The 12,797-nt window shown below is 57.5% G+C and carries 14 protein-coding genes and 1 pseudogene; 5 read left to right on the top strand and 10 right to left on the bottom strand.

The window, feature by feature from the left end:
- The first annotated feature begins 79 nt into the window (after nt 1–79).
- Together PSAKL28_RS22445 and PSAKL28_RS22440 are read left to right on the top strand one after the other, a co-directional pair.
- A complete protein-coding gene (locus PSAKL28_RS22445; RefSeq protein ID WP_038614620.1) occupies nt 80–412 on the top strand; it encodes a hypothetical protein in 333 nt (110 codons plus the stop codon).
- Nucleotides 409–2,127 carry a UvrD-helicase domain-containing protein gene (locus PSAKL28_RS22440; protein WP_038614619.1) on the top strand — a complete coding sequence of 573 codons (1,719 nt, stop codon included), beginning with the start codon at nt 409–411 and terminating at the stop codon, nt 2,125–2,127. The genes PSAKL28_RS22445 and PSAKL28_RS22440 overlap by 4 nt, the downstream gene beginning before the upstream one ends.
- Nucleotides 2,128–2,214: 87 nt before the next feature.
- Here PSAKL28_RS22440 and PSAKL28_RS22435 read toward each other — a convergent pair whose 3' ends face one another.
- The gene (locus PSAKL28_RS22435; RefSeq protein WP_051939535.1) at nt 2,215–3,621 is read right to left on the bottom strand and encodes a Shedu immune nuclease family protein; all 1,407 of its coding nucleotides are present in this window, start codon (nt 3,619–3,621) and stop codon (nt 2,215–2,217) included.
- Between the two features lie 295 nt (nt 3,622–3,916).
- Between PSAKL28_RS22435 and PSAKL28_RS28340 the strand changes: the two are divergent.
- A pseudogene (locus PSAKL28_RS28340) lies at nt 3,917–4,248 on the top strand (pyridine nucleotide-disulfide oxidoreductase); the annotation flags it as partial.
- 24 nt (nt 4,249–4,272) lie between these two features.
- On the opposite strand, the gene arsJ reads toward PSAKL28_RS28340, so the two are convergent.
- The 8 genes from arsJ to PSAKL28_RS22395 are packed head-to-tail and all read right to left on the bottom strand — an operon-like array spanning nt 4,273 to nt 10,136.
- A complete protein-coding gene (gene arsJ, locus PSAKL28_RS22430; RefSeq protein ID WP_038614618.1) occupies nt 4,273–5,505 on the bottom strand; it encodes an organoarsenical effux MFS transporter ArsJ in 1,233 nt (410 codons plus the stop codon).
- Between the two features lie 9 nt (nt 5,506–5,514).
- Entirely contained in the window at nt 5,515–6,519 is a 1,005-nt protein-coding gene (locus tag PSAKL28_RS22425) for an ArsJ-associated glyceraldehyde-3-phosphate dehydrogenase (protein WP_038610773.1), read from the bottom strand.
- A 32-nt stretch (nt 6,520–6,551) separates the two neighbouring features.
- Entirely contained in the window at nt 6,552–7,055 is a 504-nt protein-coding gene (locus tag PSAKL28_RS22420) for a cyclin-dependent kinase inhibitor 3 family protein (RefSeq protein ID WP_038610770.1), read from the bottom strand.
- Nucleotides 7,056–7,066: 11 nt separating this feature from the next.
- Nucleotides 7,067–7,783, bottom strand: a complete 717-nt coding sequence (gene arsH, locus PSAKL28_RS22415; protein ID WP_038610766.1) for an arsenical resistance protein ArsH — start codon at nt 7,781–7,783, stop codon at nt 7,067–7,069.
- Between the two features lie 4 nt (nt 7,784–7,787).
- The gene (arsB, locus tag PSAKL28_RS22410; protein ID WP_038610763.1) at nt 7,788–8,849 is read right to left on the bottom strand and encodes an ACR3 family arsenite efflux transporter; all 1,062 of its coding nucleotides are present in this window, start codon (nt 8,847–8,849) and stop codon (nt 7,788–7,790) included.
- An 18-nt stretch (nt 8,850–8,867) separates the two neighbouring features.
- On the bottom strand, nt 8,868–9,338 hold the full coding sequence (locus PSAKL28_RS22405) for an arsenate reductase ArsC (RefSeq protein ID WP_038610760.1): 471 nt from the start codon (nt 9,336–9,338) through the stop codon (nt 8,868–8,870).
- 19 nt (nt 9,339–9,357) lie between these two features.
- Nucleotides 9,358–9,714 (bottom strand): metalloregulator ArsR/SmtB family transcription factor, encoded by a 357-nt coding sequence (locus PSAKL28_RS22400; RefSeq protein ID WP_028944961.1) that lies wholly within the window; start codon nt 9,712–9,714, stop codon nt 9,358–9,360.
- A gap of 8 nt (nt 9,715–9,722) precedes the next feature.
- The gene (locus PSAKL28_RS22395) at nt 9,723–10,136 is read right to left on the bottom strand and encodes an arsenate reductase ArsC (protein WP_038614616.1); all 414 of its coding nucleotides are present in this window, start codon (nt 10,134–10,136) and stop codon (nt 9,723–9,725) included.
- Nucleotides 10,137–10,251: 115 nt separating this feature from the next.
- On the opposite strand from PSAKL28_RS22395, the gene PSAKL28_RS22390 reads away from it, so the two are divergent.
- Nucleotides 10,252–10,590 (top strand): ArsR/SmtB family transcription factor, encoded by a 339-nt coding sequence (locus PSAKL28_RS22390; RefSeq protein ID WP_084589153.1) that lies wholly within the window; start codon nt 10,252–10,254, stop codon nt 10,588–10,590.
- A gap of 41 nt (nt 10,591–10,631) precedes the next feature.
- The gene (locus tag PSAKL28_RS22385) at nt 10,632–11,723 is read left to right on the top strand and encodes a flavin-containing monooxygenase (protein ID WP_038614615.1); all 1,092 of its coding nucleotides are present in this window, start codon (nt 10,632–10,634) and stop codon (nt 11,721–11,723) included.
- A gap of 58 nt (nt 11,724–11,781) precedes the next feature.
- Here the strand turns inward: PSAKL28_RS22385 and PSAKL28_RS22380 are convergent, their stop codons facing one another.
- A complete protein-coding gene (locus tag PSAKL28_RS22380) occupies nt 11,782–12,771 on the bottom strand; it encodes an arsenic resistance protein (RefSeq protein ID WP_038616960.1) in 990 nt (329 codons plus the stop codon).
- Nucleotides 12,772–12,797: the final 26 nt, after the last annotated feature.

Raw genomic sequence — 12,797 nt, 5'->3', positions numbered from 1 at the left:
CCCTGCGTCGCTGCGCTCCGACTGCCCGGCCGGATGGCCGTGGAACAGGTGGCCAGATGGCCCTGGAATGCCTGGCCAGATGAGAGCGGACTGGGTGGCCGGATGGCGTGGAATCCGCAATCTGGCACTGCTTGAGACGAATCGCGGTCCCATGCTTACTGCGTTAGCCGACCCTCACCCACGTATCTCAAAAGCGCTACGCAAGATCGTGGATGCTCAACCAGACAACACTGCAAAGGCCAAGGCGTTGTTTTGCGGGATGTTCGAGCGCAAAGACAGTAGCAGCAATGTGCAAAAGGGCCGATTCGGTCAGGCATTTGCTGAGCAGATCGCCAAAACGCCAGATTGCGCAGTCCCTGAGTATCTTCAGAAAGCCATCCAGCATGTCTGCCAGGGAGCGGCCAAACCATGAAGCTCTCCGAAGAGCAGAAGGACATAATCAATGCGCCGTTGGGGCCGATCGCTGTCACGGCGTGCGCGGGGAGCGGCAAAACGGCTACGGCAATCAGGCGCCTGATTGCCATCCGGCAGAAGATGGAGAACAGCCGTGGTCGGGTCGTGCTTTTGTCTTTCTCCAATGTTGCGGTCAATACGTTCAACAAGGGGTACGCACAGCTCGCTTCGGCCCTGCCGGATGACGCCAATCGCAAACGAGTGGAGGTGGACACGCTTGATGGGTTTTTCACCCAGCATGTATTGCGTCCCCACGCTTACCGAACAATGGCTGCGGCTCAAGCAGCATACCTGGTGTCAGGCTCAGAGCCTTTCTTGGCCAGTTTTCAATATTGGCCAGATGAGGGCCGCCCTCTGCCGATCAAAGACATCAAAGTCGGCATGCAGAATGGCAATCACTACTTCTTCACCGATACACGTGACGGAGTGGAAAAACTCGATGCAGGAAAGGCTCTAAACACGGTAAATCGCCTTGGCCGCACAGGTGCCTACACTCATGAACTCGGCCGGTACTGGGTGTATCGGACCTTGGTCCACCAGCCTACAGTTTTACGTGCTCTGGCAGCCCGGTATCCGCAGCTTCTGGTTGATGAGTCCCAGGACTTGGGCACTGTGCATCAGGCTATCTTGGAGTTGCTCATCGATGCTGGGGTACAAGTCTCCCTAATTGGTGATGTAAACCAGGGCATCTACGGCTTCGCTGGCGCTGACGGCGCCTTCCTGAACACCTATACGGATCGTATTGGAGTGACTGGCTACAAGCTCACTCGTAACTACCGCTCACTGCCCCCGATCATCAATATCGCCAATTTGCTCTGCGGCCGGGACGATGAGCCAGATCGGCAGCCCGAACAAGGCGGAGCATATTTCGTAGGGTACAAGGAATCGGAACTGCCCAAGCTGTTCGATGCGTTCAAGGCTCATATCGATGAACTGGGTATGCAGTACAATGATGCGGTAATTCTCAGCCGAGGGACGGGGCGCGCCGCAGTGTTGGCCGGGAACGTCGCCCCTCCTGGGAAAGGTACGATCGCAATGTTCACAGAAGCGTCTTTGCTTCGAGACCGGCAAGGTCGATACCAGGAGAGCTTTAAATTTGTATGCCGGGCTGTCGTGGGATTGCTGAACAACCCCCCAAATGGGCTTAGCTCAAACCTGCAAGGAGCACCCCATGAAGGGTGGATGCTCAGGCTCAGACGATTGCTATGGGCTTTCATTCGCAACGCCGAGACAGGACTGCCATCATCGTTGCTGTTAGCCAAAACTGAGTGGCATCCGAAGCTCATGATGAATATCAGGATTCTTCTCGCAGCCATCGAGAAGCAGTCTGGGTTGAAAGCTGTAGGCACTCTAGGCAACAAACTGGCGAAGACCGGGTTGCTGGAACTCCCACTCACCGGCGCTGCGGGTCCTCAAGAGGACGGCCATGGAATCAGAGTCGAAACTGTACACCAGGTGAAAGGCGAATCCATTGGCGCGGTTCTGTATGTAGCGAAGAAGCCGAACGTTGAAGCGTTATTGGCAGGCACGGTTACCGAGGAAGGACGTATTGGATACGTAGCAGTCACGAGAGCCAGGAACCTGTTTTGGTTGGCCGTTCCCAACTCAAGCCTAAAAGCGTTGCGCGGGGATTTGATCGCAGCTGGATTTGAAGAACTCCCGGCTCGCAAGTAGACCAACCTCGCTATGGGCTAGCTAACCTATGACCCAATTGCTAGCTCATTTTGACGGTCCGCGCCGCTTGGATTATCGCCCATCACTTCAACTCTGCTTGCCGGTGTCTCCTTCATTGTTAGTCTTGTCATGGCTGAGGTGTTGGAGCAGCAACCTCAGCTTGTCCAGAAGCTCATCGAAGGTGACGACTTCCACATCCTTGCAAGCGTGTCGAAAGATATCGAAGCAGCGCCGCGGTTCGGGTTCAGTCGGCGTGGTGCCGCAGATGACTATGCATTTGATCGTATCTGGTTGGGAGCCTTGCAATCTGGTTTGGTGAAACAGCCAATTACTGCGCAACGCGGTTTGCTGGTAGAGAACCTGTGTAACCGCGCCGCTGAGCTCCGCATGCGGTCCGAACACTTTGTCGTTGCGATAAGCACTTGATTGCATGAGGGGGCTGGACGGTTTTTTGATCTCAACAATCGCCAGCGGCTGCCCTAGCTCTCGGAAAAGAAAGTCCCCGATTTGAGCACCGGAGCCATCGATACCGGACATTTGCGCATGGAACTGAGTGTGAAGCAGCTTCACCGGTCGGGCGAACAGCAGTGACAAGATGAACATGTTGTCTTCAAAAAAACGCTGCCAATGAGCTTCGGTGAGCTGTTGCTGAAGCTTCTTCTCGAAGAGCTCGATCATGTTAGCGAGCGTCACTCGCTCAATTTCAGCGTGTAGATTGAGTAGCTCATGCGGGGCGTCTTTGGCAATCTGTCTGGCATTCTGCCTAACGGTTCTCACCGATGCCTGTCGTTGCTGTCTCTCCATGGCTGGAGAGGGCTTGGTGCTGGCCATTCGGTACTCGACCATTTCACCGGTGCTAGTCACTTGGACCAAGGCAGGGAATTGCGAGGGTGCTAGTTTTGCCAGCAGCGCGTTGCGAACATGCCACTGCTTGGCTACGCGGATACGTTCCTTCAGTCTGCGATTGGCCTTATCGAACGTGCGCCTCAAGTCATCCAACTGCCGTTCTGGAATGCGCGCGCAATTGCGATCAATCTTTATCTGATCGTCGTGGGTCACGACCAAGGTATTTAGGTCGGGCACACGCATAAGGCCAGCACAGATGGGTTCCAGGTCTTTGATCAAGCCAAGACCAAAGTTACTGCTATTCCATATCCGCGACGTTAAGTACATGTCGATCAACGTGAGAGCTGCATCCGAAGACTCAGGTAAATCCTGGACATATTTCATTTCATAAACAATGGTCTTTATTCGGCCGTGTCTATAAGTGAGGTAGCGTTGTGCATGCGGATTGGTGAATACCGGATAAGTGACGATACGGTCTGGGAAAATACGGGCAAGGCGGTGCCAGCGATTCTCAGGGTACGGGTACCAAGCGTCCGGCTCTTCTAAATTGAAGAAGGTTTCCATGTAGAGGTCTCTACTTGGTTCTTCATTTGGCAGGCTAGGAACAAGGCGGAAACTGGGATTGAAAACTGATTCTGCGTCATACATAACGCCCACTTCTCCTTGGCACGCCACAGCAGCACGAGGCTGCTTTGAGAAGGGGAAGTATACTGCTATGCGTTAGTGAAAGAGAGAAGTCGCCGCACACCCACATTTCTAGGCAGTAGCTCCGAAATGGCGGTTAATGCCGTTCTCCCGAGAAAACAGCGGATGCCTCATTGCCCGTCCCGAGAACGTACTTGCACAGTTTTTGCCACCCTTGAGTTTTAAATCGAGCTCTCGAAAATGGGGCACTACCCGACCAGGTGCGCCGCAATGCTAAATTCTTGCTGCGACACTTTCCGTGGTCGAGGCTCGTGAACGGGGCGTATTGCACGCTGTACGCCCCTTCGTCCGCTTCACACCTCATGGTGTAGTCTGGGCCGATGGTTCGGAGACGGCAGTCGATGCGGTGATCTGGTGCACAGGATTCAAGCCGGCTTTAGGGCACCTAGCCAGCCTTGGGGTGGTTACCGAGGAAAGGCGCGTGGCGGTCGAGGGGGACTCGCGCTGTGAACGAACCGAGGCTATGGCGAGTGGACGGGATCGACGTCAGCGACTTTGATCGGGGTTACCCGTACAGCCCGCAGCACTGTCGCTGAAATCGAACAATTACTGGTAAAGGCGGAGGCATGAGAGCCCCCGCCTGATGGTCGCTGGTCAGCTTGGCTGCTGTGTAGTGTCGCCGTGTCGGGGCAAGGCGATTGAGATGAGGGCGGCAGCCAGTACAAAAGCGCTCGACACCCACAAGCAGGCCTCCAGCCCATAGGCCTGGAACACCCAACCTGACAGCAGCGTGCCGACCAGCCGCCCCAGCGCGTTGGACATGTAGTAGAAGCCCACGTCCAGGGAGACGCCGTCTTCCTTGGCATAGCTGACGATCAGGTAGCTGTGCAGCGATGAGTTCACGGCGAACAGCACGCCGAACAGCATCAGTCCACCGAGCAGTACCAACTGAGCCGACCAGCCTGCGCTCAGCCCCAGAGCAATTAATGCGGGTAGCCCGGCCAGCGCGATGGCCCAGATGAAGGCCGCTTGGCCGTCCGGCACATGGCCACGCTTCTTGCCGGTGATGCTGGGGGCAAACGACTGCACGATGCCGTAGCCGATGATCCAGGCGGCAAGAAAGCCGCCGACCAACCAGAAGTCCCAGCCAAATACGGTGCTCAGGTAGACCGGCAGCGCGACGACGAACCAGACGTCGCGAGCACCGAAGAGAAACAGGCGTGCGGCTGAGAGGATGTTGATCGCCCGGCTCTTGGACAGCATGTCGCGGAATTTCGGTTTGGCCTTGGCCTTGCCTAGGTCCTTTTTCAGCAGCAGTAAGCTGCCCACCCAGACCAATGCCAGCACCGCCGCCATGGACAGTATCGCCATGGTGAAGCCGAGCAGTGCGAGCAGCGCACCGCCGAGGAAGAAGCCCACGCCTTTGAGCGCATTCTTCGATCCCGTGAGGATGGCTACCCACTTGTAGAGGGTGCCTTGCTGGCTATCTGGCACCAAGAGTTTGATAGAACTCTTGGCACTCATCTTGTTGAGGTCCTTGGCGATGCCGGACAAGGCTTGGGCGGCCATCACCCAAGGCACCGTCAACCATGCCGCTGGCACCGTAAGCATCAGCAAGGCTAGGACCTGCATGCCCAGGCCGATGTTCATGGTGCGGTTTAGCCCCAGGCGGGCGCCGAGGTAGCCGCCCACCAGATTGGTGATCACGCCGAACACTTCGTAGAACAGGAACAGAGCCGCGATCTGCAGCGGCGTGTAACCCAGCGAATGGAAATGCAGTACCACCAACATGCGCAATGCGCCGTCGGTTAGGGTGAAGGCCCAGTAGTTGCCGGTAACCAGCAAGTACTGACGCACTTCCGTAGACAGGGCTGACAACGCCTTCATGATCGCCGTTTACTCCGCCGTGCCGACCAGTCGGGCCAGCTCCGCTGCACGATTGGCGTAACCCCACTCGTTGTCGTACCAGGCGTAGATCTTCACCTGGGTGCCGTTGACCACCAGGGTCGACAGCGCATCGATGATCGAAGACCGCGGATCGGTGCGGTAGTCGATGGACACCAGTGGGCGTTCTTCGTAACCCAAGATGTCCTTCAGCGGGCCTTCGGCAGCCGCCTTCAGCAGCAAGTTGACCTCTTCAGCCGTAGTTTCACGCGCCACCTCGAACACGCAGTCGGTCAGCGAGGCGTTGGCCAGCGGTACGCGCACGGCGTGACCATTCAGCTTGCCGCGCAGTTCGGGGAAGATCTCGGCGATCGCTGTGGCCGAACCGGTGGTGGTCGGGATCAGGCTCATGCCTGAGGCACGGGCGCGGCGCAGGTCCTTGTGCGGGGTATCAAGGATGCTCTGGGTATTGGTCAGGTCGTGGATGGTGGTGATCGAGCCGTGGCGGATGCCCAGGTTCTCGTGGATCACTTTGACCACCGGAGCCAAGCAGTTGGTGGTGCAGGAAGCGGCGGTGACAATGCGGTGCTGAGCCGGCTCGAACAGGTGCTGGTTTACGCCCATCACCACGTTCAGCGCGCCTTTTTCCTTCACTGGGGCACAGACCACCACGCGTTTGACGCCCTGATCCAGGTAAGCCTGGAGCACGGCTACCGACTTCATCTTGCCGCTGGCCTCGATGACCAGGTCGCAGCCCGACCAGTCGGTGTCGGCGATGGTCTTGTTCGCGGTGACCTTGATGCGTTTGCCATCGATCACCACAGAGTCGCCTTCTGCACCTGCTTCGCGGTGCCAGCGTCCGTGGATCGAGTCGAAGTTGATCAGGTGGGCGTGGGTCTCAGCGTCCCCGGCCGGGTCATTGATCTGTACGAATTCGAATTCCGGCCAGTCCCAGGATGCGCGCAGCGCCAAGCGTCCGATACGGCCAAACCCATTGATGCCTACTTTGATTGCCATGTTCTTGTTCTCTAGTCGCGGATCGCGAGCGGTCAGAGGGTGTTGATGAACTGATTGATGTAGCTGACGTGTGCAGGGTTTTGAATCGCTCGCGGGCGCAGGGCCTGAACCTGAGCGATGGCCTCGTGCACAGGGACACCGCACTCGATCATCAGGCGGGCTGCGAACAAGCCGGTACGGCCCGAGCCACCCTTGCAGTGAATAGCGATCGATTTGCCAGCCATCACCAGCTCTTTCAGGCGCTCGCGATGGGTTTCCCAGGCGGCAGCAAAGGGCTCGCCGGGAGCCTGATCATCCTCCACCGGCAGGTGGAACCATTCGAGGCCCAACAGCTGGCATTCCTCAGGCAGTAGATCGACCTCGTTCTGCAGCAGCTCTTCATCCGGCATCAGGGTTACCAGTGCGCTCGCACCGGCATCGCGCAGTGTCGCTAGAGCCTGGGAGACCGACGTGTCCTTGGTGCCAGGGCACGGGGTGAAGATCAGTTGGCCGATCAACTGTGGAGTAGTCAGCACGGAATACGGGTGCAGTTGCATGCTCAAAAGCCTCAGATGGAGCGTTGATTGACGCGCTTCGACAGTTCTTCAGCGGACTCTTTACGTTCGGAATAGCGATCAACCATGTAGTCGGCACGATCACGCAGAAGCAGGGTGAACTTCACCAGCTCCTCCATCACGTCGACGACGCGGTCATAGTACGCAGAAGGCTTCATGCGGCCCGCTTCGTCGAACTCCAGATAGGCCTTCGGCACTGACGACTGGTTAGGGATAGTGAACATGCGCATCCAGCGGCCGAGCACGCGCAGCTGGTTGACCACGTTGAACGACTGCGAGCCACCGCAAACCTGCATCACCGCGAGGGTCTTGCCCTGCGTCGGGCGCACGGCCCCCATGCTCAGCGGAATCCAGTCGATCTGCGACTTGAACACACCGGTCATCGCACCGTGGCGTTCTGGCGAACACCAGACCATGCCTTCCGACCAGAGCACCAGGTCGCGCAGCTCTTTGACCATGGGGTGGTCGTCGGGTACGTCATCCGGCAGCGGCAGGCCGGACGGATTGAATATCCGCGTCTCGGCACCGAAGTGCTCTAGCAGGCGGGCTGCTTCCTCGGTCAGAAGGCGGCTGAAAGAGCGTTCTCGGGTCGATCCATACAGCAGCAGGATTCGCGGTTTGTGAGTGGACTGCTTCTCGATAGCCAGCTTTTCGGAAGACGGCAGATCGATCAGATCACTGTCGATGTTGGGGATATGGTGTTCGGTCATGATTTCACTCCTGGGACAAGGCACCAGATGGCTGATCGAACCAGCGACGCTTGAGCCACAAGGCAACGCCGACCAGGGAGATCAGTACCGGTACTTCCACCAATGGCCCGATGACGGTGGCAAACGCTACCGGCGAGGCAAGGCCGAAAGTGGCAATGGCCACGGCAATGGCCAGTTCGAAGTTGTTACTGGCAGCGGTAAATGCCAGCGCGGTGGTGCGTGGGTAGTCGGCCTCCAGCAGCTTGCCCATCCAGAAGCTGATGAAGAACATCACCACGAAGTAGATGGTCAGTGGGATGGCGATGCGCAGCACATCCAGAGGCAGTTGCAGCACCATGTCGCCTTTCAGGCTGAACATAGCGACGATGGTCAGCAGCAACGCTACGAGCGTCAGCGGGCTGATCTTCGGAATGAAGCGCTCCTCGTACCATGCGAAGCCCTTACGGCTGATCAGGATCTTGCGGGTCAGGAAGCCAGCCAGGAATGGGATACCCAGATAGATCAGTACTGATTGGGCAATTTCGATGAAGCTGGTTTCGATGATGCTACCTTCCAGGCCGAACAGCGGCGGCAGAAGGCCCAGGAAGATCCAGGCATACACGCTGAAGAACAGGATTTGGAAAATGCTGTTGAAGGCGACCAAGCCCGCAACGTACTGGTTATTGCCGCCCGCGATCTGGTTCCACACCAGCACCATGGCGATGCAGCGTGCCAAGCCGATGAGGATCAGGCCGGTCATGTACTCGGGCTTGTCGGAGAGGAATACGACAGCCAGCCCGAACATCAGCACCGGGCCAATCACCCAGTTCTGAATCAGCGACAAGGCGAGGATGCGCTTGTCTTTGAAGACCTGTGGCAGCTCCTCGTATTTCACCTTCGCCAATGGTGGGTACATCATGACGATCAGGCCAATGGCAATGGGGATGTTTGTTGAGCCAACCGACAGGCTGTTCAGCCATGCAGGCAGTCCCTGGAAGAGACTGCCGAGGCCAATGCCAAGGCCCATGGCCAAAAAGATCCAGACCGTTAGGTAGCGATCGAGGAATGAAAGGCGGCTCTTGCTCATGATGAATCTCCCTTAACGTCAGAGCGTTCCGATGCGCGCCAGCTCGGCCTTGAGCTGGGCGGCATCCAGTTGTTCGAAAGGCAATGCGAGAAATGCCGTAATGCGGCGCTTGATGTGTTCAAACGTGGCGTCGAAAGCCTCATCCAGTTCGGCGGCGCTACCTTGTAGGTCCGACGGATCGGAAAGCCCCCAATGAGCTTTTACTGCCGGCCCGAAGAACACGGGGCATGCTTCGCCAGCGGCCTTGTCGCAGACGGTGATGACAAAGTCCGGGGCTAACTCGGCGTGTGAATCACTGGACTTGCTGCTGAGACCATCGGTGGAAATACCGGCGCGCTGCAACGCGGCGATGGACAACGGATGCACCTCGCCCTTGGGCTGGCTGCCGGCGCTGAAGGCCTTCATACCGGTCGGGGCCAGGTGGTTGAACACGGCTTCGGACAGGATGCTGCGGCAGCTATTGGCGGTGCAGAGGAACAGAACTTTCATCGGCTTTTCTCGGCAGTGATCAGCAGCAGGAGGCCACGCGCTGCGGGCGGTCACCCATGGTGTCCAGTCGTTTGGAGCTGGTGCTCAGCCATTCGCGATTGGCCTCCAGCGTCGTTGCCAGGACCTCGCGTACCCAGGCGGGCAGCTCGGGATGTAGCCGGTAGTAAACCCATTGACCCTGGCGGCGGTCTTCCAGCAGGTCACACGTGCGCAATTGCGCCAGGTGGCGGGAAACCTTGGGCTGGCTTTCTTCCAGCGCACAGGTCAGTTCACAGACGCAGAGCTCTTCCTCGCGAGCAATCAGCAACATCATCCGAATGCGGGTCTCGTCGGCGAGGCATTTGAAAACCTTGGTAGGGGTCAGCGAGTCAGTCATAGCGGTTCTCAGTGTTTGGTTTTCACGAGGACGAACATCTTGATGCGCTCATGAATCTCGTGGAGCGTGTGGCGAAAGGCGTCGTGTTTGTCGCTGGTGACAGGGTCTTCGAAGCTCCATACCAGCTGCTCGCCAAAAGCCGGAAGCGCTTGGCATTCCTGAGCGGCCTTGTCACAGAGGGTAATGACGTAGTCGAAGTGTTCACCGGCGAACTCGTCGATGGATTTGCTACGCAGTGCGCTGGAGTCGATGGCGAGGTGCTCAAGGGCGGCATAGGTTCGCGGGTCGACTTCGCCAGGCTGAGTACCTGCGCTGAAAGCCTCGAAGCGCACAGGGTCTGTGTGTCGGAGCAATGCTTCGGCGAGCTGGGAGCGAGCAGCGTTGGTGGTGCAAACAAACAGGACGCGGATCTTGCCAGTCATCACTAGGTACTCTGCATGTATATGGTTTTCCGAATATACGCTTTTCCGAATGTATCGCAAGCTTGCGATGATGGGTGGCTTTACATGTGCGTCTTCATGCACATATATTGCGCTCATGATGACTACCGATAATCTCCGCGCCCAAGCTATCGATGCTGCCATCGAGTCGCTGGATGAAGCCTTCTTCAAAGCTCTCTGCGAACCCTCTAGGGTCGCGGTGTTCAAGCGCGTGCTTCAGCTAGGGAGGGCGGATGTCGGCGAAATCGCCAAAGCCTTGCCGCAGGAGCGCTCCGTGATCTCAAGGCACTTACAGGTGCTGCACGACGCTCACATAGTGAAAGCCACCAAAGTGGGCAGACAGGTTTTCTATGAAGTGAATGGCGGGGCGATCGTTGAACGTTTGGAGATACTCCTCCAGCGAACCAAGGGTCTTGTTTCGCTGTGCTGCCCGTAGTTTGGCTTTTTTTCTCTTGATATATGCATGAGTGTGCACATATGAATGAATCGAGTCGTACTTTGGATGTAATTGTCATTGGGGGAGGCCAAGCAGGTTTGGCGCTTGGTTGGCACTTGCAGCAACACGGCTTGGATTTTCTCATCATCGATGAGCAGACACTCCCAGGCGGAAACTGGCGTAACTATTACGACAGCTTGCAGTTGTTCTCGCCGGCGGAATACTCAGCGCTGCCAGGACTGCCGTTTCCTGGTGACCCCAAGAGCTATCCGCTACGAGACGAGGTGGTGCAGTACCTGGAAGCCTATGCTGCCGAGTTTCGACTTCCTTTTCAGGGAAGTACTCGAGTGGTGGGCGTAGCGCAAAAGGGAAAGGTGTTTGAGGTTCACTGCAACACCGGAGCAATCTTCACCGCACGTTCTGTGGTCGTAGCATCGGGAGGGTTTAGCCGTCCGTTTACACCCAGTATTCCTGGGCTGGAGGGCTTTTCAGGGACTTGCCTACACAGCTCGGCTTATCGAACGCCAGAGCCCTTTACTGGCCAGCGCGTTGTAGTGGTTGGGGCTGCGAACTCGGCTGTTCAGATTGCCTATGAGCTAGCAGGCGTTGCACAAGTATTGCTGGCTACCCGTGAGAAAATCCGTTTCTTTCCGCAGCGAATCCTTGGGCTCGACTTTCATGCCTGGCTGAAATTCACCAGGCTGGAGCAAACGCGATGGTTGAGTGACCAGAGCACGCCCGTGCTCGACACCGGCAAGTACCGGAAGGCCCTCAACGCCGGTCGATTCCGGGGCAGGGCAATGTTCCAGCAAGTGCTATCCGATGCTGTTGTCTGGCCGGACAGAAGCACGACCCAAGTCGATGCGCTGATCTTTGCGACGGGCTTCCAGCCAAACCTTGATTTCCTGTCAGGCCTCCCGGTCGCAGACCGGAGTGGACGTGTGCTGCAACACAACGGTGTAGCCAGCAAGGTGGCTGGCTTGTACTTCGTAGGCTTGCCGAAGCAACGTAACTTCGCCTCGGCAACACTCAGGGGCGTGGGTGCTGACGCCAGTTACCTAATGCCTCGACTGCTTCATCATCTGGGCAAGGGTCGCCCGCCTCACCTGTCAACTTCACCCCACCAGGCCTGATCTTTGGCAGGACAACGGAGCGAGGCTGGAGGTTGCTGACATCGGTTTCGTGGCGCAGTCAGCGACTGAGAGACGCTGTGGTCGCCGATCGATCCCGGCAAAGGAACGATGGAATCGCTCGAACATAGATCAGCTCGAAGACCAGCTCAACTAGGGTCTGGGTGATGACTGCGGCGGCAGCGAGTCCGCGTAGTTCTTCGGGCAAGGCCAGGGCGAGCGGCAGGACCACCAGCGAATTGCGCGTCGAGGTACTGAATGTCACCGCCCTGGCTGCTCCGACAGGCAGTTTGAACATCTTCGCGACCAAGGCGCCGATCATCGGGGCCAGGAGAGCGAAGGCGATATAGACAGGTAGCACCGGTGCAAGCCTTTCGATCTGGTTCACCACAGGGGCGATCTGGGAGCCGACTACAGCGATCAGGACTGCCGCCATCGCCGGTACCGGCAACCAGGCCCAGGCATTGGCCCAGACTTTTACTACTGTGGAGCGTTTGACCAGGACCTCGGTAAACAGAGCCAGGATCAGGGGACCCACGATCAGCGCCAAGAAGGCTTCGAGGAATGGGCCGACCTGCATCTCAACCCCGGAGTTACCGCTAAGCATAAGACTGAGGTAGAGCGGCAGCAGCGCGAGCTGGAGTAACAGCAGAATGGGGGTGGCTGAAAGAATCAAGCGTGAGTCGCCCCGGCCAATGTGGGTGAACACCACCACATAGTCGATGCAGGGCGTCAGCAGGACAAGCAGCGCACCAATCAGAATGGCTGGTTGGCCTTCCAAAAAGCGGGTCAGCCCCCAGACCAGCAGTGGGATCAGGATGAAGTTGGTGACCATGAGCGCTGCCATAAAGGGCTTGTTGCGCAGTCCTTCTCGCAGATTCAGGAAGGGAATCTGCAGGAACATCGCGTACATCAGTATCGCGATGCTAGGGGTAATCAAGGCCGACAACCCCTGTGCAGAGGATGGAGCCAGAAACCCACCCAGTGCGGCGACTATCACCGCGACGAAGTAGATGGGTATCTGGTTTTGCTCAAGGGTATCTCTGTTCATGGGGCTCTCAAGTTGAAGACGTCGCA

Origin of the sequence: Pseudomonas alkylphenolica, assembly GCF_000746525.1 — a bacterium.
GTDB classification, from domain to species: Bacteria; Pseudomonadota; Gammaproteobacteria; order Pseudomonadales; family Pseudomonadaceae; genus Aquipseudomonas; species Aquipseudomonas alkylphenolica.
The sequence above is the reverse complement of the archived record's forward strand: the minus strand, read 5'-3'. Positions and strand labels throughout refer to the sequence as shown.